The organism is Rhizobium sp. NPDC090275 (assembly GCF_044772225.1).
In the GTDB taxonomy this organism is placed as follows: Bacteria; Pseudomonadota; Alphaproteobacteria; order Rhizobiales; family Rhizobiaceae; genus Rhizobium.
On sequence record NZ_JBIVYL010000004.1, the window covers coordinates 416,794 to 438,489 of the forward strand.

Annotated in this window: 18 protein-coding genes; 14 read left to right on the top strand and 4 right to left on the bottom strand. The window is 61.9% G+C overall.

The window, feature by feature from the left end; translation table 11 throughout:
* Positions 1 to 130: 130 nt before the first annotated feature.
* Positions 131 to 1,297 carry a dihydrodipicolinate synthase family protein gene (locus ACIQUB_RS13090; RefSeq protein ID WP_402930044.1) on the top strand — a complete coding sequence of 389 codons (1,167 nt, stop codon included), beginning with the start codon at positions 131 to 133 and terminating at the stop codon, positions 1,295 to 1,297.
* A gap of 86 nt (positions 1,298 to 1,383) precedes the next feature.
* Here the strand turns inward: ACIQUB_RS13090 and ACIQUB_RS13095 are convergent, their stop codons facing one another.
* On the bottom strand, positions 1,384 to 2,877 hold the full coding sequence (locus ACIQUB_RS13095; RefSeq protein WP_402930046.1) for a Do family serine endopeptidase: 1,494 nt from the start codon (positions 2,875 to 2,877) through the stop codon (positions 1,384 to 1,386).
* Between the two features lie 514 nt (positions 2,878 to 3,391).
* Between ACIQUB_RS13095 and ACIQUB_RS13100 the strand changes: the two genes are divergently transcribed.
* The 3 genes from ACIQUB_RS13100 (at position 3,392) to ACIQUB_RS13110 (ending at position 5,823) form a co-directional block, all read left to right on the top strand.
* On the top strand, positions 3,392 to 4,183 hold the full coding sequence (locus ACIQUB_RS13100; RefSeq protein WP_113236019.1) for a DeoR/GlpR family DNA-binding transcription regulator: 792 nt from the start codon (positions 3,392 to 3,394) through the stop codon (positions 4,181 to 4,183).
* Positions 4,184 to 4,222: 39 nt separating this feature from the next.
* Positions 4,223 to 4,681 (top strand): YbaK/EbsC family protein, encoded by a 459-nt coding sequence (locus tag ACIQUB_RS13105; protein ID WP_112436572.1) that lies wholly within the window; start codon positions 4,223 to 4,225, stop codon positions 4,679 to 4,681.
* 107 nt (positions 4,682 to 4,788) lie between these two features.
* Positions 4,789 to 5,823, top strand: a complete 1,035-nt coding sequence (locus ACIQUB_RS13110; RefSeq protein WP_402930049.1) for a Tim44-like domain-containing protein — start codon at positions 4,789 to 4,791, stop codon at positions 5,821 to 5,823.
* Between the two features lie 24 nt (positions 5,824 to 5,847).
* Here the strand turns inward: ACIQUB_RS13110 and ACIQUB_RS13115 are convergent, their stop codons facing one another.
* Entirely contained in the window at positions 5,848 to 6,519 is a 672-nt protein-coding gene (locus ACIQUB_RS13115; RefSeq protein WP_112436634.1) for a J domain-containing protein, read from the bottom strand.
* Between the two features lie 349 nt (positions 6,520 to 6,868).
* On the opposite strand from ACIQUB_RS13115, the gene panC reads away from it, so the two are divergent.
* The 5 genes from panC (at position 6,869) to ACIQUB_RS13140 (ending at position 14,093) form a co-directional block, all read left to right on the top strand.
* A complete protein-coding gene (panC, locus tag ACIQUB_RS13120) occupies positions 6,869 to 7,738 on the top strand; it encodes a pantoate--beta-alanine ligase (RefSeq protein WP_402930052.1) in 870 nt (289 codons plus the stop codon).
* Entirely contained in the window at positions 7,738 to 8,559 is an 822-nt protein-coding gene (gene panB / locus ACIQUB_RS13125) for a 3-methyl-2-oxobutanoate hydroxymethyltransferase (protein WP_402930054.1), read from the top strand. Before panC ends, panB begins: the two co-directional genes overlap by 1 nt.
* Positions 8,560 to 8,863: 304 nt before the next feature.
* Positions 8,864 to 9,937 carry an efflux RND transporter periplasmic adaptor subunit gene (locus ACIQUB_RS13130; protein WP_402930056.1) on the top strand — a complete coding sequence of 358 codons (1,074 nt, stop codon included), beginning with the start codon at positions 8,864 to 8,866 and terminating at the stop codon, positions 9,935 to 9,937.
* Complete coding sequence (locus ACIQUB_RS13135) at positions 9,937 to 11,013, top strand: efflux RND transporter periplasmic adaptor subunit (RefSeq protein ID WP_402930058.1); 1,077 nt, start codon at positions 9,937 to 9,939, stop codon at positions 11,011 to 11,013. Before ACIQUB_RS13130 ends, ACIQUB_RS13135 begins: the two co-directional genes overlap by 1 nt.
* A complete protein-coding gene (locus ACIQUB_RS13140; protein ID WP_402930060.1) occupies positions 11,010 to 14,093 on the top strand; it encodes an efflux RND transporter permease subunit in 3,084 nt (1,027 codons plus the stop codon). Before ACIQUB_RS13135 ends, ACIQUB_RS13140 begins: the two co-directional genes overlap by 4 nt.
* Here ACIQUB_RS13140 and ACIQUB_RS13145 read toward each other — a convergent pair whose 3' ends face one another.
* Positions 14,094 to 15,302, bottom strand: coding sequence for a TIGR03862 family flavoprotein (locus ACIQUB_RS13145; RefSeq protein WP_402930062.1), 1,209 nt, complete (start codon positions 15,300 to 15,302; stop codon positions 14,094 to 14,096).
* A 138-nt stretch (positions 15,303 to 15,440) separates the two neighbouring features.
* Positions 15,441 to 15,644 (bottom strand): DUF2735 domain-containing protein, encoded by a 204-nt coding sequence (locus tag ACIQUB_RS13150; RefSeq protein WP_047504555.1) that lies wholly within the window; start codon positions 15,642 to 15,644, stop codon positions 15,441 to 15,443.
* 480 nt (positions 15,645 to 16,124) lie between these two features.
* Here ACIQUB_RS13150 and ACIQUB_RS13155 point away from each other — a divergent pair, with 480 nt between their 5' ends.
* From ACIQUB_RS13155 to ACIQUB_RS13175, 5 genes are all read left to right on the top strand, one after another.
* Positions 16,125 to 17,165 (top strand): glutamine synthetase beta-grasp domain-containing protein, encoded by a 1,041-nt coding sequence (locus ACIQUB_RS13155; RefSeq protein WP_111560694.1) that lies wholly within the window; start codon positions 16,125 to 16,127, stop codon positions 17,163 to 17,165.
* A gap of 260 nt (positions 17,166 to 17,425) precedes the next feature.
* Positions 17,426 to 19,375, top strand: a complete 1,950-nt coding sequence (locus ACIQUB_RS13160) for a BTAD domain-containing putative transcriptional regulator (protein WP_402930299.1) — start codon at positions 17,426 to 17,428, stop codon at positions 19,373 to 19,375.
* A 120-nt stretch (positions 19,376 to 19,495) separates the two neighbouring features.
* A complete protein-coding gene (locus tag ACIQUB_RS13165; RefSeq protein ID WP_280637067.1) occupies positions 19,496 to 19,621 on the top strand; it encodes a hypothetical protein in 126 nt (41 codons plus the stop codon).
* Between the two features lie 11 nt (positions 19,622 to 19,632).
* The gene (locus tag ACIQUB_RS13170; RefSeq protein ID WP_402930065.1) at positions 19,633 to 20,889 is read left to right on the top strand and encodes a YcaO-like family protein; all 1,257 of its coding nucleotides are present in this window, start codon (positions 19,633 to 19,635) and stop codon (positions 20,887 to 20,889) included.
* Positions 20,886 to 21,629 (top strand): TfuA-like protein, encoded by a 744-nt coding sequence (locus ACIQUB_RS13175; protein ID WP_402930067.1) that lies wholly within the window; start codon positions 20,886 to 20,888, stop codon positions 21,627 to 21,629. Before ACIQUB_RS13170 ends, ACIQUB_RS13175 begins: the two co-directional genes overlap by 4 nt.
* The last annotated feature ends 67 nt before the right edge of the window (positions 21,630 to 21,696 follow it).

Genomic DNA, 21,696 nt, shown 5'->3' on the forward strand with positions numbered 1-21,696 from the left:
AAATAATCAATTTCTTTGCTGAGTTTCGTGTCGAAAGCGGTAAGTGGCGCCTTGCTTTTGATGTCGAAAACAGGCTTGCAATTTGGAACGATCCAAATTATTGCATTGTCCACGTCTTGAGGAGGACCCCATGAGCTTGACCTTGAATCTGCCTGACGCCGATGGTGCCGTTCGCGAATATCGCCTTGTCGGAACCCCGATCGAGCGGCCGTCCAAGCCACCGGTATTCAATCGGATTGCCTACGCCGCGGCCCACGTCGTTTCCGATCCGCGCCGGGATTTGGACCCCTGGGGCAAGCCGGCGATCGACTGGGATACGACGATCGCTTTCAGGCGCCATCTCTGGAGCCTGGGTTTCAAGATTGCCGAAGCCATGGACACCTCGCAGCGCGGGATGGGGCTCGATTGGGCAGGCGCGCAGGAGCTCATTCGCCGTTCGCTGGAAGAGGCGCGCCATGTCGAGGGCGCCGATCTTGCCTGCGGCGCCGGTACGGACCATCTCGCGGCTGCCGATGCGCGCTCGCTGGATGACGTGATCAGGGCCTACGAAACGCAGATCGAATTCGTGGAAAAGCACGGTGGCCGCGCCATCATGATGGCGAGCCGCGCGCTTGCCCGCGTCGCCAAATCGCCCGACGATTACATCAAGGTCTATAGCCGCATTCTCTCGCAGGCGAAGGACAAGGTCGTCCTTCATTGGCTGGGCGACATGTTCGATCCCAACCTTGCCGGCTATTGGGGAAGCGCTGATTTCGAGCCGGCGCTTGCGTGCGCGCTTGATATCATCAGGGAAAACCGGAGCAAGGTCGAAGGCATCAAGATCTCGTTGCTCGACAACGCCAAGGAAGTGCAGCTTCGCGACCGGCTTCCCGAGGGCGTCATGTGTTTCACCGGTGACGATTTCAATTACGCGGAACTGATCGAGGGTGATGGCAAGCGCTACAGCCACGCGCTTCTCGGCATTTTCGACGCCGTGGCGCCATCGGCCTCCAAGGCGCTCGCGTCGCTGGCTACGGGCGATACCACGACATTCCGCTCGGTGATCGAGCCGACGGTGCCGCTGTCGCGCAAGATCTTCGAGGCGCCGACGCAATATTACAAGGCGGGCGTGGTCTTCTTGGCCTGGCTGAACGGCCACCAGAGCCACTTCAGCCTGCCCGCCGGCATGCAATCGGCACGCGGCATCAATCACTATGCGGATATCTTCCGCCTGGCCGACAACGCAAGCGTGCTCGATCGGCCGGAATTGGCGACTGAGCGCATGAGGAACTTCGTCGGTGTCTTCGGCGTGCAATAAGCCAGGCGGAAGGCCGCCCGGCTTCTGGTGGTGCTATATCAATGAATAAAAGGACCGGCGTGTGGTGGCGCCGGTCCTTCCGAACGCTAGGCCGCAGCGAAGGGAACAGCCACGAAGGTCTTGTTGCCGCCTCGCTGTACGAGGAGCAGCACGGACTTCTTCTCGGTCTTTGCTGCATCCGCCACCGCGTTCTTAGCTTCGCTCGCGTCGTGAACGGTCTTGTCGTTCACCGACAGGATGATGTCTCCGGTCTGCAGGCCGGCCTTTGCAGCGGGCTTGTCCGGCGCCACGTTGGCGATGACAGCGCCTTCCACCTTCTGCGACAGGCCAAGCTGCGCGCGGATATCCGGGGTGAGGTCGGCAAGTGCGACGCCGATCCTCGGTCCGCTCTGCGCATGCTTTTCAGTGCCGCCGGCACTTGCGAGCTGCTGTCCGTCGTCGCCACCGCCGATCGCGACCTTCAAGTCGACGCTCTTGCCGCCGCGCCAGACCGTCACGGTCTGCTTGTCGCCGGGCGAGAGGTCGGCCACGAGGCGCGAGAGATCCTTCGGCGATGCCACGCTGTCACTTCCGACGTTGGTGACAACGTCACCGGCCTTGAGGCCAGCCTTGGCCGCGGGCGAGCCTTCCGAGACGTCGGCAACCAGCGCGCCTTGCGGCTTGGCAAGGCCGATCGCATCGGCGACATCCTGGGTAACGCCCTGGATCTGAACGCCGAGATAGCCGTGCTCGATGGAGCCGTTCTTCTGCAGCTTGGCGACGATCGTCTTGGCTTCATCGGATGGGATCGCGAAGCCGACGCCGACGCTGCCGCCGTTCGGAGAATAGATGGCGGTGTTGATGCCGACGACATGACCGTCGCGATCGACGAGCGGGCCACCCGAATTGCCGTGGTTGATCGGCGCATCGATCTGGATGAAGTCGTCATAAGGGCCGCTGTGCAGATCCCGGCCGCGTGCCGAGACGATGCCGGCCGTCACGGTCGTGCCGATGCCGAAGGGGTTGCCGATCGCCAGAATCTGGTCGCCGAGCTTCAGCTTGCCGGAATCGCCCCAGGCGATCGTCGGCAGGGCCTTCGGGGCCTCGATCTTGACCACGGCCAGATCAGCCTTGGCGTCGGCGCCGATCAGCTTGCCTGGCAGTTCCGTGCCGTCGTCGAGCGTTACCTTGATATCGGTGGCGTTGGCGATGACGTGGTTGTTGGTGACGATGTAGCCGTCAGGGCTTACGATGAAGCCAGAGCCGAGGGCCTGCGCATGTTCACCCGATTGCGGTGCCTGATGCGGGACCGGAATGCCCTGCTGCTCGAAGAACTGCTTGAACTGCTGCTGCATCTCGGAATTGTCGGTGCCGCCGTCGGCGCCCGATGCCTTCATCGTCGTGACGATGGTCACGACCGCCGGCTTGTCGGCATCGACGACATCGGCGAACGAGCCGCTGCCGTTGGGGGAGGTGGCGACGGCCGCCGGCGACGCTACCGCCGAAGACGTTTCGAATGCATAGGGCAGCGATGCCGCGCCAACGATGATTGCCGCACCGAGAAGGGCTGCTGACCGGCGGCGATTGAGGATGTTTGACATGATGTCTGTCCTTTGGATGTGTTGCTCGATCGCGTGATGGCTTTCACCAGTAGTAGACGCGTGAGATACATATCTGCCGGCCGAACTGTATTTTCAAATTAAATATAGATTAGGTAATGGTTACGTTTTCGTCATTTATTACAAGAGTTTAATGATGTGAGGCGAAGTATATTTCGCGCTCGCTGAGCCGGCGTCTACCTCAGGCCTGATGCTCTTCTCCGGGCCGGTATCTGGGTGGTTTTGAGGGGAATTTCGACCGCGATCGGCCGTGCTTTGTCCTCGGACAAGCTGCCGATCGCGGAAGAGCCTTGGGAGGCATTGCGTGGTCCGCCGCAGGGCTGGGACGCGGCGCTTCACTAGCCCGGTACCACCGGCGCGTCGATACACAGTAAAGTGACCCGCGCCGCGAATTTTTGTCATAAATGAAAGTCACCACCGTCGTTTTGCGTGGCGGCTTCGGCTCTGTTATGGATATTCTGGCAGAAAACGAAACTGAAGCGAAAGCAATCGCACAATGTTCCTGAGCGACCGTCAAACCGAAATCGTCGATATGGCCAAGTCAAAAGGCCGGATATTCGTCGAGGACCTGGCAGCGCATTTCTCCGTGACGCCGCAGACCATTCGCAAGGATCTCAACGACATTTGCGATGCCCAGATATTGACCCGCGTGCATGGCGGGGCGGTCTTCCCGAGCGGTACCGAGAACGTCAAATACGAGGCGCGGCGCCAGATCGCGTCGAGCGAAAAGCAGGCCATCGGCCTCGCCGCTGCCAGCCTCATCCCCAACAATGCGTCGCTGTTCATCAATATCGGCACGACGACCGAGGCGGTCGGCGAGGCCCTCATCAATCACCACGAGCTGATGGTGATCACCAACAACATCAACGTCGCCAACCGGCTTAGGCTGCTGCCGGCCATCGAGGTGGTGATTGCAGGCGGCGTCGTGCGCAGTGCCGATGGCGGCATCGTAGGCGAGGCGGCGGTCGATTTCATCCGGCAGTTCAAGGTTGATTATGCCGTGATCGGCGCCTCCGCGCTCGATGAGGACGGCGCGCTTCTCGATTACGATTTCCGCGAGGTGAAGGTGGCGCAGGCGATCATCGCGAATGCCCGCCATGTCATACTGGTCGCCGATTCCACCAAGTTCGAGCGCACCGCGCCGGTCAGGATTGCCCAGCTTTCACAGGTGCACACCTTCATTACCGATCACTGCCCGGTTCCATCCGTGCGGCAATTCTGTCTTGAAAACGATGTGCGGTTGATCGAGACCAGCACGCAAAGGCAGCCGCAGGCCGAGCTGGCGTGACACGCTTTCCGATATTCTCATCAAGGATGATTGTTGCCCATGAGCCTAGAGACCGTCCGCGCATTCCTCAGCGCATCTGCTCCCGATATCGACATCATTGAAACCGAGATGAGCTCCGCGACCGTCGCGCAGGCGGCTGAAGCGCATGGGGTCGATCCGGCGCAGATCGCCAAGACGATCTGCCTGCGGCTAGATGACGCGCCGATTCTGGTGGTTGCCGGCGGTCTGGCGCGGCTGGACAATCGCAAGTTCAAGGACACGTTCGGCACCAAGGCGCGGCTGCTGAACGCCGAAGAGGTCGTCGAGGCGACCAGCCATCCTGTTGGCGGGGTCTGCCCGTTCGGGCTTCCGTCGCCGTTGCGCATCTATTGCGACGTCTCCCTCAAGCAGTTCGACGTGGTGGTGCCCGCCGCGGGATCGACGAATTCGGCCGTCAGAATCGCAACAGATCGCCTGGCGGAGCTGACCAAGGCAACCTGGGTCGACGTCTGCCAGTAGGCCAATACACAAACAATTGAACCAGATTCAACGCAAAGCTTAAAACGCGGAAAAAGAAACCTATATAAGAAGGCGAAACTCAATTGCTGCCATATAGGAGACTTTAGATGCCTCGTGCCGTTTCGCGTTTTGCCAAGGTTGCGGCGATCGCCGCCCTGACAGGCGTTACCGTATTTGCGTCCATCGGGGATGCGGATGCGCGGCGGGCAGGAAGCTCCGGTTTCGGCAGCCGCGGCACGCGCACGTTCCAGGCGCCGCCGGTCACCCGCACAGCGCCAGCTCCTGCAGCTCCCATGGATCGTTCGATGAGCCAGCGCCCTGAAACCAACGCGCCTGGCGCCGCGACGCAGCCGGCCTTCGGTGGTGCTCAGCAGCGTGGTGGCCTGTTTGGCGGCTTCGGCCGGTCGATGATCGGCGGCCTGGTTGCTGGCGGCTTGCTCGGCATGCTGCTCGGCCACGGGTTTGGCGGCGGCTTCGGCTTCCTCGGCATGCTCTTGCAGTTCGCGCTGATCGCCGGCGCCATCATGCTCGCCGTCCGCTTCTTCGCCAATCGCGGCCAGCAGCCCGCCTATGGCTCGGCGCGTCCGAGCGGCGTCAGCCCGATGGCATCGAACGGTAACTCGTCCTTCCGCATCCCGAGCATCGGCTCGGGCGCGGCCGGCTTTGGCCTCGGCGGCTCGAATGCCGCCCCGCAGCAGCCGCGCAACGATCAGCCGAGTGATGAAATCGGCATCAAGCCTGATGACCTCGACCGGTTCGAGCAGCTCCTGACCGAGGTTCAGACCGCTTACGGTGCTGAAGATTACGGCACGCTACGCAAGCTGACGACGCCGGAAGCGATGTCCTATCTCGCCGAGGAACTGGGCGAGAACGCCACCAACGGCGTTCGCAACCAGGTCAGCGACGTCAAGCTGCTGCAGGGCGATGTCGCCGAAGCCTGGCGTGAAGACGGTTCCGACTACGCGACGCTCGCCATGCGCTATCAGTCCATCGATGCTGTCATCGAGCGCGATGGCGGCCGGGTGGTGAGCGGCGACACGCGCTCGCCGACCGAGAGCACCGAGGTCTGGACCTTCGTGCGTAAATCCGGCACCGACTGGAAGCTTGCAGCTATCCAGGGCACCGAACAGCGCGCAGCCTGAGATCTATGTAGTTGAACCCCTGCCTCAGCCCTCCTGGGCTGCAGCAGGCACGACCCAAAGCGGCCGATCTTCGCGCCGTGGCGCGGCAATCGTTGGAGCGGCTTCCTCTTCGGTGAGGAGGCCGTCTTCGTTTTCGCTGACGTCCACTTCATAGGCATAGTCGTAAAGCATCTCGCAGGCGCGCTCGCTGGCCTTGATCTTGGCCTCGGTCTCGCTGATCGCAGAGGCGATCGCCTTGACGCGGGCGCGCAGCATCGAGCCGAGAATATCGGTCGAAGGGCGCTTTTCCAGGCGCTCCAGATGATGCTCGATACGCGCGGCGTGGCGCTCAAGTTCGCGCTTGGAAAACCGCGCCTTGCGCATGTCCTCGGAGAGATCGTCGCGCATGCGCGCGAGCGGATCGAAAGTGCCCGGCTCGCGCTCGTCCAGCGTCAACTCATTGACGAGCTTCTCGATGACGATCAGCGCCTGCAGATCGACGGGATCGGCGAGCTCGACGTCATAGCCGGTATCGTCGAACACCTTGCGACGAACGGGATCGAGCAGCAGTTCATAGGCTTTCTGCACTCGTCCGAAAGCACTGGGATCGCCGCCGGAATCCGGATGCGTCGTCTTCGCGCGCCTGCGGTAGGCCGACTTGATCTGGTCATCGCTCGCGTCCCTGCGGACACCGAGAATCTCGTATGGATTGGTCACTGTCCCTCCGCTGCTGTCGGACATCGTCGTGACACCCGTGAAGGGCATTCGTCTATCAATGCCGTTCTTCTACCATCACTGGGGCAGAGTTTGGACAAAAGAATGCATAAGTTTGCGTGAACCCCCGGATTGGCGATGCCGTCCACTCCCTGTCCACAGCTTGATGAGGCGCACGCGCTTGCCACGTCTTTTCCCGCGCGAGAATCAATCCATTAGGAAAATCGCATGTCGCGATGAAGCTTAATCGATATTATAGCCGCACCTGCGTTGACGCTGTCAGTCAAATCGAGTTCTATCCGCCACCTTCTTGCGCCAGCCCCGCTGGCGGAGAGCTTCGGAGGACGGTTTCGTGCGTATTATCAAATCGATAGCGGATCTTAGGGCGTGCCTGGAGATCTATCGGCGTGAGGGCAAGAAGATCGGCCTGGTGCCGACGATGGGCTTTCTGCATGTCGGTCACATGGAACTCGTCTTGCGCGCCAAGGCTGAAAACGACGTGACCGTGGTGTCGATTTTCGTCAATCCACTGCAGTTCGGCGCGAACGAGGATCTGGCCCGCTATCCGCGTGATCTCGAGCGGGATTCTGCGCTTCTCAAGAATGCCGGCGTCGACTTTCTGTTCGCGCCCGAGGTGACGGACATGTATCCGCGCCCGATGCTGACGGTTGTCGATGTGCCGGAGATTGGCCGGCAGCTGGAGGGCGAGGTCCGCCCGGGTCATTTTGCCGGCGTCGCCACTGTCGTCACCAAGCTCTTCAATATCGTCCAGCCGCATGCCGCCTATTTCGGCGAGAAGGATTATCAGCAGGTGGTGCTGATCAAGCGGATGGTTGAGGATCTCGCGCATCCGGTTGACGTAGTCGCCGTGCCGACGGTGCGCGAAGCCGATGGCTTGGCCTGCTCCTCCCGAAATGTCTACCTGAGCGAGACGGAGCGCGCCGCTGCCATCATCGTACCGCGAACGCTCGACGAGGCCGCGCGGCTCTATGCCGAGGGATGCGATGATCCCGTGGAACTGGAAGCCGCTTTGACCCGATTTGTGGCGTCGGAACCGCTCGCGAGTGCCGAGGTTGTCGCCGTCAGGCATCCCGAAACGCTCGAACCGCTGACCTCGCTGCAATCGGCGCCGGCGCTCGTGGCGCTTTTTGTGCGGATCGGAAGCACGCGCCTGCTCGATAACCGCGTCATCGGCTTGACGGCACAGTCGAGGGCCGCCTGATGAGCGCGCAGGGCAAGCAGAAGCGACTGACCACGGCCTCGATCCGCTCAATGAAGGGCGGCGACCGCGTCGTTTGCCTCACCGCCTACACGACGCCGATCGCGCGCCTGCTGGATCCTCATTGCGATCTACTTTTAATCGGCGATTCCGTGGGCATGGTGCTTTATGGGATGGAGACAACGGTCGGCGTTACGCTCGACATGATGATCGCCCATGGCCGCGCGGTCATGCGCGGCGTGTCGCATGCCTGCGTCATCGTCGATCTGCCGTTCGGCAGCTATCAGGAATCCAAGGAGCAGGCCTACCGCAACGCCGTCCGCATCCTGCAGGAAACGGGCTGCGACGGGGTGAAGCTCGAGGGTGGTGAAGAGATGGCCGAGACAATCGCCTTCCTGACATCGCGCGGTGTGCCCGTGTTCGCCCATGTCGGGTTGATGCCGCAACTGGTCAACACCGCCGGCGGTTTCCGCTCGCTGGGGCATTCCGAGCAGGAGGCGACGAAGATCCGCCGCGATGCGGCGGCGGTCGCTGATGCCGGCGCCTTTGCGGTCGTCATAGAAGGAACGGTTGAGCCGCTGGCGCGCGAGATCACCGCATCGCTTTCCATCCCCACCATCGGCATCGGCGCGTCGGTCGCCTGTGATGGCCAAGTGCTCGTGTCGGACGACATGCTCGGCTTGTTCAGCGATTTCAAGCCGCGCTTCGTCAAGCGCTTCGCCGAGCTGGGTCCGCTCGTGTCGCAGGCGGTGGAAACCTATGCCGAAGACGTCCGCGCCGGCCGCTTTCCGGGCACCGAGCACACCTTCCAGCCGCGCAAGTAAACGCGTACGCCTTTTGCGCGCTCGCGCCTCGGTAGCGGAAATCGGCGCTTAATTGCATCTTCGCGGAAGTGCGCTACATTCAACTTGCTTCATGTGCGAGTTGCGTCCTGATGATATCGATCGCAGGCCGCCTTCTGGTGAAGCGATGGACGGTGCGATGTCGATCCCGCCGCGTTCGCGGCGGTTATAAGATTTTTAGGAGTGAATTCATTGCTGTAGCCTCCGGCCATCAGCCGAAAGCTCCGCAGCGCCGATAAGGTCTACTCAGCTTGTGTCAGTTTTGGAATTCGGGGGAACTTCTAAGATGCACATCAAGACGTTCAGCCTGCTTCTTCTATGCGTCCTGTTTACGTCCTGCCAAAGAGAAGGCAGGGAGCCCGCCGAACTGACCATTCCAGTGCGTGCCGAACCGGTCGCTCTCCAGGATTTCCGCTACAGCATCAAGCTCACCGGCGCGATCGCCGCCCATATCGAATCCAATCTCTCGTTCCGTGTCAGCGGCAAGGTCACCGAGTGGACCGCCGATGTAGGCGCGCATGTGACCGCCGGACAGGTGATCGCGCGGGTCGATCCGCAGCAGCAGAAGGCCGATGTCGAGGCCGCGCAGGCCGCACTCGTCGCCGCGCAAGCCGATGTCGAGCAGGCAACCTCGGAGTTCGAGCGGCGCAAGACGCTGCTCGCAAGCGGTTCGATCTCCAAGGAATCCTACGATCAGGCGGCAACGGCGCTTGATACATCGAAGGGTTCGCTCGACAACGCCAAGGCGCAGCTCGGTACGACCAAGGATGCGCTCGGCTATACAGAGCTGAGGACGGATGCCGATGGCATCATCACCGCCCGCAATGTCGAAGTCGGGCAGGTGATGCAGGCGGCGCAGACCGCGTTCACATTGGCGCAGGACGGGCCGCGCGATGCGGTGTTCTACATCTACGAGACCCTGCTGCAGTCGAGGCCTGATACCCCGAGGATCGAGGTGGCGCTCGTTAGCGATCCCAATGTGACGGCGTTCGGCAAGGTCACCGAGATCTCGCCGACGATCGATACGTCCACCGGCACGGTGCGCGTCAAGATCACTCTGGAGGAGACACCGCCAAGGATGACGCTGGGCGCGCCGGTGACGGGCTTCGCGCAATCGGCGCCGACGAAGATGATCATCCTGCCCTGGACGGCATTGTTTGCCATCGACGGCAAACCGGCTGTCTGGGTGATCGATCCGAAGGATGAAACCGTCAGCCTGAAGCCGGTCAACGTCGCGACCTATGAGACCGGTCGCGTGATCATATCGGGCGGGCTCGATGTCGGCGAAATGGTCGTTACCGATGGAGGCAAGATGCTGCGCCCGGGACAGAAGGTGACGGTCGAAGGAGGGCAGAGCTGATGCGGCGGTCTTCTATCCCGAAGCTTCTTGCCATCCCCATGATCATCGCGCTCAGCGCTTGCAGTGAAGAAAAGGAGACGGCGCCTCCGATACGGCCGGTCCTGTCGAGCATCATCGAGCTCTCGAACTTGCCGACGCCGAGCTTCGCCGGAACGGTTGCGCCGAAGACGGAGACACCGCTCGGCTTTCGCGTCGGCGGCCTGATGGTGGCGCGCGATGTGAATGCGGGCGATGTCGTGAGCAAGGGCGAGCTCCTGGCGTCGCTTGAACCCACCTCGCTGGAGCTTGCGGTGAGATCGGCGCAGGCTGAGCTTGCCAATGCGCAGGCGCAGCTCGCCAATGCAAGGTCCTCCGAGGAGCGCGCCCGCGCGATTTTCCAAGGCGGAACGGGTACCAAGTCCAGCCTTGAGAGCAGCGTGCAGGCAACCCAGACCGCGCAATCGGCCGTGGTGCAGGCACAGACCGCGCTCGACAAGTCGAACGAGGATCTTTCCTACGCGCAGCTTCTCGCGACCTTCGACGGGGTCGTAACCGCCACCTCCGTCGAGGTGGGGCAGGTGGTATCGGCCGGCGAATCCGTGCTGACCGTCGCCATGCCAGGTGAGCGTGATGCGGTCATCGATATTCCCGAGGGCGAACTGATCCCCGCGATAGGGGATGCCTATTCCATCCTGCTGCAGATCAATCCGTCGATCACGTCGGCAGGTGTCGTGCGCGAAGTGGCGCCGGCAGCCGATGCCGCGACGCGCACGCGCCGCGTCAAGATCGCGCTGCAGAACCCGCCCGATGCCTTCAGGATAGGAACAACAATCACGGCGATCCGGCAGGCTCGCGACGTCAAGAAGCTGTTCCTGCCGGCTTCGGCTGTCCTCAATCAGGACGGCAAGACCATGGTTTGGATCGTCGATGAGAAGGCCGAAACCGTTCGATCTCAGGAGGTGCGGCTGCGCGACAAGACGTCTGCGCATCCGGAGGTCGTCTCGGGTCTGGAGCCGGGCACGCGCGTCATCATCGCTGGCGTCCACAGCCTGAAAGAGGGGCAGAAGATCAAGGTCGAGGGTGGTGCGCGCTCATGAACAAGTTCAACCTCTCCGACTGGGCGCTCGAACACCGGTCGATGATCTGGTACTTTATGATCGTCTTCGCGCTACTTGGGATTTTCTCCTACATGAACCTCGGGCGCGAGGAAGACCCGAACTTCACCATCAAGACGATGACGATCTCGACGCAGTGGCCCGGCGCGTCCGCCGAGGAGACCACGCGGCAGGTCACCGAACGCATCGAGCGCAAGCTCGAAGAACTGGAATCGCTCGACTATACGAATTCGATCACGATCGCGGGCCAGACGACGGTTTTCGTCTACCTCAAGGATTCCACCAAGGCGCGCGACGTGCCGGGCATCTGGGTCAACGTTCGAAACATGGTCAGCGATATCGAGGGTCAATTCCCCTCCGGTGTGCAGACGCCGACCTTCAACGATCGCTTCGGCGACGTTTTCGGCAACATCTATGCCTTCACCGCCGACGGGTTCACGCAGCGCCAGCTGCGCGACTATGTCGAGAGCGTGCGCCGCAGCATCCTGACCGTACCGAATGTCGGGAAGGTCGATCTGGTCGGCGCGCAGGACGAGGTGATCTTCCTCGAATTTTCGACGCGCCAGCTCGCTGCCCTCGGCATCAGCCAGGCCGATGTGCTCAACACGCTGCAATCGCAGAACGCGATCACGCCATCGGGCGTGCTGCAGGCGCAGGGCGAGCGCGTCAGTCTGCGCGTCAGCGGACAGTTCACCTCGGAAGACAGCCTGCGCAGCGTCAATCTGCAGGTCAACAACCGCTTCTTCCGGCTGAGCGATATCGCCACCATCACGCGCGGCTATACCGATCCGCCCACCGCGCTGTTTCGCGTCAACGGCATGCCGGCGATCGCGCTCGCAATCGGCATGAAGCAGGGCGCCAATCTGCTTGAGTTCGGCAAGGCGCTGCAGGCCGAGCTGCGCAAGGTACATGCGACCCTGCCGATCGGCATCGAACCGCATCTCGTTGCCGACCAGCCTGTCATCGTTGAGGAGGCAGTGTCGGGGTTCACGCGGGCGCTCGCGGAAGCGATCATTATCGTGCTGCTGGTGAGCTTCGTCAGTCTCGGCTGGCGTGCGGGGCTGGTCGTTGCCTTCGCGATCCCGCTCACCTTGGCGATTACCTTCGTCTTCATGGAATATGACGGCATCTCGCTGCAGCGCATCTCGCTTGGCGCACTGATCATCGCGCTCGGCCTGCTCGTCGATGACGCGATGATTGCCGTGGAAATGATGGTCGCGCGGCTCGAGGCCGGCGATCCGATCACCAAGGCTGCGACCTACGTCTATTCGCATACGGCCTTCCCGATGTTGACCGGAACCTTGGTCACCGTATCAAGCTTCATGCCCGTCGGTCTCAACAACAGCGCGGCCGGCGAGTTCACCTTCTCGCTCTTCGTTGTCATCGCGGTGTCGCTGGTCGTGTCGTGGATCGTGGCGGTGGTGTTCGCGCCCTTGCTCGGGGTAACCATCCTACCCAAGACAATGAAGCGGCACGAGGAGAAGAGCGGCTGGTTTGCAAACGGCTTCGCGAAGATCCTCGATGTCTGCATGCGCTTCCGCTGGATCACCATCGCGGCGACGGTCATCGCGTTTGCCTGCGCGGTCTACGGCATGCGCTTCGTCCAGGAACAATTCTTCCCGTCGTCCGACCGACTGGAACTGATCGTCGACTTCTCGTTGCCCAACAACGCCTCGATCAACGAAACCGACAAGCAGATGGCGCAGTTCGAGAAGGAGAAGCTGCAAGGCAATCCCGATATCGAGCGCTGGTCCACCTATGTCGGGCAGGGCGCGCAGCGCTTCGTTCTGTCCTTTGACGTGCAGCCGCCGAGCCCCTCTTTCGGCCAGGTGGTGATCATCACCAAGAGCCTTGAAGTGCGCGACAAGCTGCGCGTGGATCTTCAGGAGTATCTTACCAAGACCTTCGTCGGCACCGACGCCTATGTGAAGCTGCTCGACATCGGCCCGCCGGTCGGCCGCCCGGTTGCCTATCGCCTCAGCGGTCCTGATATCGAGGGTGTTCGCCAGCGCGCGTTGGAACTCGGCGCGATCATGAGCCAGAATCGGTCACTTGGCGATGTGGTCTACGACTGGAACGAGCCGCAGCGTGTCGTGAAGGTCGATGTCCTCCAGGACAAGGCGCGCCAGCTCGGCGTCACCTCGGAGGATATCGCGTCGGCGTTGAACGGCATCGTCGGCGGCGCGTCGGTGACGCAGGTGCGCGACGATATCTATCTGATCACCGTCTTGGCGCGCGCCCAGGCATCCGAGCGGCGGTCGATCGAGACCTTGCGCGACCTGCAGCTGCGCACCAGCAATGGCAACTCCGTTCCCTTGGCGGCGATCGCGAACTTCCGCTACGAGACCGAGCCGCCACGGATCTGGCGCCGCGACCGCCTGCCAACGGTCACGGTCAAGGCCGCCGTCATCGACAACAAGCAGCCGGCGACGGTCGTCGATCAGCTGGCCAAGGACATCGACGCCTACTCCGCCCAGCTGCCGACCGGCTTTACGCTTGAGGTGGGCGGCAGCGTCGAACAGAGCGCCAAGAGCCAGGCGCCGATCGCAGCCGTGGTGCCGATGCTGTTTACGATGGCGACGATCCTGATGATCCAGCTGCAGAGCTTCTCGCGGCTGTTTCTGGTCTTCGCGGTGGCGCCGCTGGCCTTGATCGGCGTGGTGATCGCGCTTCTATCGAGCGGTGCGCCGATGGGCTTCGTGGCGATCCTCGGCATCCTCGCCCTGATCGGCATCCTGATCCGAAACTCGGTGATCCTTGTCGTCCAAGTCGAGGAGCTCAGGCGAGAGGGGCATCATCCCTGGGATGCGGTGCGAGAGGCGACGCAGCATCGAATGCGGCCGATCCTGCTGACGGCGGCGGCGGCGAGCCTGGCGCTGATCCCCATCTCCCGCGAGGTGTTCTGGGGGCCGATGGCCTATGCCATGATGGGCGGCATCATCGTCGGCACGGTGCTGACGCTGCTCTTCCTGCCCGCGCTTTATCTTGCCTGGTTCAGGATCAAGCGACCGGACGGCGATGAGCATGTTGCGGAAAAGGAAGTGACTGGAGGTGCGGGCTGATCAGGCCCGCAGCCAGTCTGCGATGCCGCGCGCGGCGGCGCGACCGGTCGCGAAACACGCGGTGAGCAGATAGCCGCCCGTTGGGGCTTCCCAGTCGATCATCTCGCCCGCGACGAACAGGCCGGGCCGCTGCTTCAGCATGTAATGCTCGTCGATCCCATCCCATGCGACGCCGCCCGCCGACGAAATGGCTTCAGTGATCGGGCGCGGAGCGACGACCTGGATAGGCAGTGCCTTGATCCGCCGCGCCAGTCGAGCGGGGTCACGTAGGTCGGCATCATCACCACATTCGCGAACGAGGTTCGCCTTCACGCCATCGAGGCCGGCGCCTTTGCGCAGCCGATTGGCGAGGCTCGTCTTGGCGTCCTGCCGGGCGAGATCGCGCTCGATCCGCTCCAGCGCCCGCCCGGGCATCAGGTCGACAATGAGTTCGACAGGCTGTCCAGATGCCAGCGCGTCTCGCAATGCCGCGGCATGGGCGTAAACCAGGCTACCCTCGATGCCGTGTTTGGTGACGACGAACTCTCCCTGCGTCGATCCCGCCGGCGAGGTCGCCACCACGGACTTGACCGCAGCGCCGGCGAAGCGCTCGCTAAACACCGCGCTCCAGTCGATATCGAAGCCGCAATTGGCTGGTTGGAAATCGTGAACCGTAACGGCCTCATTTCGCAACCAATCGACCCAGCGACCGTCCGAGCCAAGCCGCGGCCAGCTCTGGCCGCCGAGGGCGAGCAGGGCGGCATCGGGCCGCACAACGCGGTCGCCTTCGGGCGTTTCGAACAGATAGCCGCCGTCGGAAAAACCCTGCCAGCGGTGTCTCGTGCGGATCGTCACCCCCTGCGCGTCCAGTCGCCTGATCCACGCGCGCAAGAGAGGCGAGGCCTTCATCGCCACGGGAAAGACGCGCCCCGAGGTTCCAACGAAGGTCTCGGTCTCCAGATCGGCGGCCCATTGCCTCATGTCGTCAGGGCGAAAAGCGTCGAGCGCATTGCGCAGGCGCTCGTTGGCGCTGCCGAAGCGCGTCGCGAAGCGCTGATAGTCTTCGGAATGAGTGATGTTGAGGCCGGATTTTCCGGCGAGCAGGAATTTGCGCGCGACCGTCGGCATCGCCTCGTAGACCGTGACCCTATGCCCGGCTGCAGACAGAATCTCCGCCGCCATAAGCCCCGCCGGCCCACCGCCGATGATGGCTACCTCTTTGTCCGACATGTATTCGCCCGCAATTGAACTCGCAGGCCCGTCATGACGCGTGCGCTCAATATACGCAACCCCGCCAAGGCGGAGCCGCGTGCAATCACGTTAGATCTTGATGCGAACGGAACGCACCAAGCCCGACAAAAAAAGACGTCAGTCCACGAAACGCGGGGTAAAGCGCGGCTGGGCCGAGGCTTCTTCCTCTTTCATGGCGTCTTCGTGGTACCAGCAGCTGTCGTAGACGCAGGGTTCCAGATCTTTTTCCAGGTCAACCTTCTGGCGAAGCGCCGATGAAGCGAAGCGCTTCGTCGGGAAAGCGTAAATCGTTGCCGACTCGTGATGCACACCAGTAACCATGTCATGCCTCCAAATTGAGTCCGCCCTAAAGCGTTAAGAGAGACAATAACACAGTTGCACAGAGAATGCGCTATTTGATTGAAAAAAGTGCAGCAAATGTTTGAATCATGGGCAAACGCGATTTGAACAGCTTTATATCAGAAATTAGCAGAATACATAAAATATGCATTTGCATAATAAATGTTCAAGATGGGTATTGTGCGGAAAAAACTGACGGCGCCGCCGTTCATCTTTTTCCAGCGAGACGCTCGATCGATAGGCGGCGTAAAGGCTTGAGTCCACTGGCACTTCAGGGCCCGCACCGATTGCCGGGCGCCTGCCTGAACGGCACTGTATCGGCCCTTTCCGCGTGGTCTTTTCACCCCTCGTCGCGAACTGGCACGCTACATGCATACTCTTTGGCATCCCTCCACGGGCAAGGCGGCTTCGGCTTCCGCGTCCCTGGGACCTGCTGACACCTTTGTTTTGAGAGACTCGCAAATGACCAAGTATAAGCTCGAGTACATCTGGCTCGATGGATACACCCCGGTACCGAACCTTCGTGGCAAGACGCAGGTCAAGGAATTTGCAGAATTCCCGACGCTCGAGCAGCTGCCGCTCTGGGGCTTCGATGGCTCCTCCACGATGCAGGCTGAAGGCCGCAGCTCCGATTGCGTGCTGAAGCCCGTCGCCGTTTATCCGGACCCGGCCCGTACCAACGGCGTACTCGTCATGTGCGAAGTCATGATGCCTGATGGCGTTACCCCGCATGCTTCCAACGCCCGCGCAACCATCCTCGACGACGAAGATGCTTGGTTCGGCTTCGAGCAGGAATACTTCTTCTACGAAAACGGCCGTCCGCTCGGCTTCCCCGAACAGGGCTACCCTGCTCCGCAGGGTCCTTATTACACCGGCGTTGGCTACTCGAACGTTGGCTCGATCGCACGCGAAATCGTCGAAGAGCACCTCGACCTTTGCCTCGCTGCCGGCATCAACCACGAAGGCATCAACGCCGAAGTGGCCAAGGGCCAGTGGGAATTCCAGATTTTCGGCAAGGGCTCGAAGCGCGCCGCCGACCAGATCTGGATGGCACGCTACCTGCTGCAGCGCCTGACTGAAAAGTACGGCATCGACATCGAGTATCACTGCAAGCCGCTCGGCGACACCGACTGGAACGGTTCGGGCATGCATTGCAACTTCTCGACCAAGTTCATGCGCGAAGTTGGCGGCAAGGCCTACTTCGAAGCTCTGATGGCCCAGTTCGACAAGAACCTGGAAGCTCATATCGCTGTCTACGGTCCTGACAATGACAAGCGTCTGACTGGCAAGCACGAGACTGCTCCGTGGAACAAGTTCTCCTACGGCGTTGCCGACCGTGGCGCTTCGATCCGCGTTCCGCACTCCTTCGTCAAGAACGACTACAAGGGTTACCTGGAAGATCGCCGCCCGAACTCGCAGGGTTGCCCTTACCAGATCGCTTCCCAGGTTCTGAAGACGATCTCGGAAGTTCCGACGGCTGGTTTCGCTTCGGCTGCTGCCTAAGCCAAATCCTGATTGATTGTGATGGCGCCGGTCGGAAGGCCGGCGCCGTTTCTTTTGGATTGCGCCTCATGTGCCTCGCATTGGCACGGCGATCGACCAAGGTCGCGATTTCTTCCCGCCGATCCCGATGTTTCTAAACCCTGTTCGTGATCGCCATCGTCTAACGGTTGAAAAACTCAACCGAACGGCCGCATTCCTTTTGCGTTATAGTCTCTTTTCACTATACTTGTGTTGGATCATCCAAACGCGAGTTACCCTTGGTGTCAGTGGCTAAGCACAGCCTCCTGCTTCGCTTGCTCGGAAAGCCCGCGCTTTTCGCCAATGACGGCGAAATCGTGCTTCCGGAAAAAGCCTATCCGCTCTTGGCTTTCGTGGCTGCCTCGTCGCAGTTTTCGATGGAGCGCGAGACGTTGCGGGGCATGCTCTGGCAGTCCGATGTGTCGAAACAGCGCGCCGGCAGCCTCAGACAGCTGCTTGCCCGCATCGATCGCAGCGTGCCGGAAGGCTTTCCCCGCCTGATCACCGCCACCAATACGCATATCACACTCAATGCCGAGCACTGGGCCACCGATGTCCTGCTGCTGCGCGATGCTACGCATCCGCTGGCGCGGAGCGATTGGGCTCTGCTTCAGGGCGAGCTGCTTGAGGGTTTCCGCGCACCGACGATGGAAGCCGATGAGTGGGTCACGATCGAGCGCCGCCGCATCGCCGAATGCCGCGATGCGCATCTGATGACGCTGCTTGATTCGCCCGAAAAACTGACGCTTGCCGATACCGTGTTGCTGGCCGGGCTGCTCGTGGCTACCGATCCAGCGAACGAGGCGGCCTGCCGCGCGCTGATGAAGGCGCATGCGACGGCGGGCGATCTTGGCTCGGCGCGGCAAGCCTATTTCCGCTGCCGCAACGAATTGAAGGCCGAGTACGGCGCCGAGCCGGATGCGGCAACGCAGGCGCTTGCGCTGGAGTTGGGCATCATCGCGCCGGCGGCCCCTGCCGTAGCCGAAGCCGCCCCCGTCCGGCCCGCGACCGCCGATCCGCTCGGCCAGCCCCGCGTGCTCATCCTTCCGCCGGAAACGATGTTGTCGGAGCCGCTGCTGCAGCGTGTCGGCCGGGCGCTCCTCGAAGACGTCACGATCGGCCTCAGCCAGCAGCGCGGCTTCAAGGTGATCGCCGCGCATACGAGCGTCGAAATCCTGAACCGCAGCTTGGCTACCGGCGAACTGCAGCCCATGCCGCCGGAATTGCGGTTCGATTACACCGTCTATGTGACCATCCACGGCCGCGAGGACGAGATCTATGCAACCTGCCGGCTGACCAAGACATCGACCGCCGAAGTGCTTTGGGCGATCGACCTGCCGCTTGCGATGCAGAAGGTCAACCAGTCCTTCGGCCAATTGGCGCGGCGCATCGTCATGACGCTCGCCGATACGATCGAGCGGCGCGAATTGACGGATATGATGCACGATGTCTCGCCCTCGGCCTATCGGCTGTATCTCGAGGGCAAGCGGCTCGTATCGAAGACCGATCTGCAGCATCTGCGGCAGGCGCGTAAATGGTTCAAGTCGGCGCTGTCGAGACATGACCGCTTCTCCTCCGCCCATGCCGGCATGGCCCGGGTGCTGGGCATGGAATGGCTCGTTCGCGGCATGAAGGACACGGCACTTCTGGAAGAGGCCGATCGCTCGGCATGGCAGGCGCGCGATAGCGATCCGAACAGCGGAAGAGCCATGCGCGAGCTTGGCTTCGTCGCGCTCTATCGCCGCCGCTTTGCCGATAGCCTCGATTTCTTCGCCGAAGCGCAGATGCTCAATCCGAATGACGCTGATATCCTGGCCGATCACGCGGATGCGCTTCTGCACGACGGGCAGAGCGATCGGGCACTGGAACTCAGCCACGCCGCGCTGAAGCTCAATCCGCTGCCGCCGGATTATTACTACTGGAACCTGGGCGGCATTCATTTCGTCCAGGAAAATTACGCCAAGGCGATCGAGGTGCTCGACCGCGTCAAGGACCGGCCGGCGACCTCGCGTCTGCTTGCCGCAGCGCACGCCAAGAACGGCGATAAGGCCACCGCAGCCCATTATGCCTCGGTTGTCCTCGAGAATTTTCCGGATTTTCGCACGGAAGATGTCTGGCGTTTCGTGCCGGATCGCAACCCTGACGATACTCGCCAGCTGATAGACGGACTCAGGATGGCTGGTCTGTCCTGAAGTGCGACACATGACGGTTTTGACCGTTAATTAGCGAAATTTTCAGTCACACCGGAATAACGCCGGCCGGTCACAGTCTCTCCTGTCCGCAGCAAATGCTGCCACCAAAAGGAGAAAACCATGACCAACGCAATCAAGTCCACCGTTCGCCTCTCCGCTGCTGCCCAGGCCGTCCTGAAGCAGAATGCCGTTCAGCTCGACACCAATGCGACCGCGAACATCGTTCACGCTCTGAAGTTCCGTTGAGGTTTTTGCGAATGTCTGTTCAGGCAGCACTCACGGATCTGGCTGGGGATCTAAGTCTTTCCGCGGCGGGCGTCAGCGCCTACCACGACCGCTCCTTGACGCCTGGACAGACATTCGCGGCGATCAAGCCGCACTTTGCCGAGCTTGGAATAACGCGCGTCGGCTTGTTGACGGCGCTCGATCTTCTTGAAATTCCGGTCGCCTTCGCGACCCGCCCCAATAGCTACACGCTGTCAGTCTTCCAGGGCAAAGGCATCGACGAGGACGCCGCAATGACCTCGGCTGCCATGGAGGCGGTCGAAACCCGCGTTGCCGAGATGCAGCCGGATGATCTGGTCATCGCCACGCTCGCCGGCATGAAGGCTGAGCGCGCGCCGCTGATCGATCTCGATTGCGTTGCTCGCTGCGTGCCGGACGAAATCGATACTGGCCCGCTCGCCTGGAGCGAGGGCCTAGACATCATGAACGACACGCCGGTTTTCGTGCCGTGGTCGCTTGTTGGCCTTGATCATCGTGGTACGAGACCCTCCGGCTTCGAGCAGTCCAGCGACGGCCTGGCATCGGGCAATCGCCCTGCCGAAGCCGTGCTGCACGGCCTGTGCGAACTGGTCGAGCGCGATGCATGGGCGCTGACGCAGCTGCGGCCCTTCGATGAACTGCGCGGCTCGCGCATCGATCCGGCCGGCTTCGGCGATCCCGTGATCGACATCATCACCGACCGCATCGCGCGCGCCGGCATGCGGCTGCTGCTTCTTGATATGACAACCGATATCGGCGTGCCGAGCTTCCTCGCCGTCATCGTTCCCGGCGATCTCGGCGACCGCGTCGACGCGCGCTGGACGAACGTCTGCGGCGGCTGCGGTTGCCATCCCGATCCTGTCCGCGCAGCACTGCGCGCCATCACCGAGGCAGCGCAGAGCCGGTTGACGGCGATCGCCGGCAGCCGCGACGACTTCTCGCCGCGCGTCTACCAGCGCCTCGATGGCGACGGGCCGATGCAGCAGCTGATCGAGCTCTGCGACGAGACGCCAGTCGCGCCGCGCTTTGCCGAGCCTGCCAAGCGCAGCATCCAGCAGACGATCCGCCACATTCTGGATCGGCTGCGAGCGCGCGGCATCGAGCAGGTCGTGGCCGTGCCGATCCCGCATCCGCGCCTTCCGGTCTCCGTCGTCCGCGTCATCGTGCCGGGCCTCGAGGTCGATGTCAGCGGCGAATTCATTCAACTTGGCTTGCGCGCCATCGGCGCCATGCAGGGAGCCCAGGCATGAGAGTAATTTTCGCAGGACCAAGCTTCGGCCGCGATCTGGACAGGCTTCAGGCCGAGCATCCGTCGATCGAGTTTCGGGGGCCAGCCGCTCGCGGCGATATGTTGCAGGCGGTTCGTGATGGCGCCCGCGCCATTGGCATCGTCGATGGCTATTTCGGCGAGATGCCGTCCGTCTGGCACAAGGAAATTCTCTTTGCGCTCGAGCAGAACGTCGTCGTCGCCGGCGGCGCCAGCATGGGGGCGCTCAGAGCCGCCGAATGCTCGGCGTTCGGCATGGTCGGCATCGGCTCGATCTATGACGATTACGCCGACGGTCGGCTTATCGACGATGAAGCGGTGGCGCTGGTTCACGCACCGGCCGAGCTGGGCTGGTTGCCGCTCTCCGTTCCGTGGGTCGATTATCAGCCGACGATCGACGCGATGAACCGGCAGGGCCTGCTCTTGTCGGGCGAATACAAGAAGCTTCTGCTTGCGGGCCGGGCGCTGCATTTCTCCGAGCGGACCTATCCGAAGGCAGTGGAGCGCTGCGCCTTCGACAACGCCGCGCGCGCCAAGGAAATCGTGCGTTTGATTCGCGCAAACAAGATCGAGCGCAAGCGCGCCGATGCCGATATGGTTCTGGATTACCTCGAAAGCGTGAAATTCACCGCTGGAAAGCGCAGCTGGGGCTTCGCGGCAACGTCACATTGGGAGATGCTGCATGCGGAAATCAGCACTCCGGTAACGCCTGTAACGCTCTAATAACGCCACGCCTGAATGATGGAAGCACTGGAGCCCCAAAGTGGTGTTTGGGGCGTCTCAGAGAGGC

Excerpts from the sequence above, each read along its gene's own strand:
- ACIQUB_RS13165 (WP_280637067.1), top strand. The coding sequence starts at position 19,496 with ATGACCAACGCAATCAAGTCCACCGTTCGCCTCTCCGCTGCTGCCCAG.
- panB (WP_402930054.1), top strand. The coding sequence starts at position 7,738 with ATGAGCGCGCAGGGCAAGCAGAAGCGACTGACCACGGCCTCGATCCGC.
- ACIQUB_RS13090 (WP_402930044.1), top strand. The coding sequence starts at position 131 with ATGAGCTTGACCTTGAATCTGCCTGACGCCGATGGTGCCGTTCGCGAA.
- ACIQUB_RS13150 (WP_047504555.1), bottom strand. The coding sequence starts at position 15,644 with ATGGTTACTGGTGTGCATCACGAGTCGGCAACGATTTACGCTTTCCCG.
- ACIQUB_RS13130 (WP_402930056.1), top strand. The coding sequence starts at position 8,864 with ATGCACATCAAGACGTTCAGCCTGCTTCTTCTATGCGTCCTGTTTACG.
- ACIQUB_RS13110 (WP_402930049.1), top strand. The coding sequence starts at position 4,789 with ATGCCTCGTGCCGTTTCGCGTTTTGCCAAGGTTGCGGCGATCGCCGCC.
- ACIQUB_RS13105 (WP_112436572.1), top strand. The coding sequence starts at position 4,223 with ATGAGCCTAGAGACCGTCCGCGCATTCCTCAGCGCATCTGCTCCCGAT.
- ACIQUB_RS13145 (WP_402930062.1), bottom strand. The coding sequence starts at position 15,302 with ATGTCGGACAAAGAGGTAGCCATCATCGGCGGTGGGCCGGCGGGGCTT.
- ACIQUB_RS13135 (WP_402930058.1), top strand. The coding sequence starts at position 9,937 with ATGCGGCGGTCTTCTATCCCGAAGCTTCTTGCCATCCCCATGATCATC.
- ACIQUB_RS13140 (WP_402930060.1), top strand. The coding sequence starts at position 11,010 with ATGAACAAGTTCAACCTCTCCGACTGGGCGCTCGAACACCGGTCGATG.
- ACIQUB_RS13100 (WP_113236019.1), top strand. The coding sequence starts at position 3,392 with ATGTTCCTGAGCGACCGTCAAACCGAAATCGTCGATATGGCCAAGTCA.
- ACIQUB_RS13095 (WP_402930046.1), bottom strand. The coding sequence starts at position 2,877 with ATGTCAAACATCCTCAATCGCCGCCGGTCAGCAGCCCTTCTCGGTGCG.
- ACIQUB_RS13175 (WP_402930067.1), top strand. The coding sequence starts at position 20,886 with ATGAGAGTAATTTTCGCAGGACCAAGCTTCGGCCGCGATCTGGACAGG.
- ACIQUB_RS13155 (WP_111560694.1), top strand. The coding sequence starts at position 16,125 with ATGACCAAGTATAAGCTCGAGTACATCTGGCTCGATGGATACACCCCG.
- ACIQUB_RS13170 (WP_402930065.1), top strand. The coding sequence starts at position 19,633 with ATGTCTGTTCAGGCAGCACTCACGGATCTGGCTGGGGATCTAAGTCTT.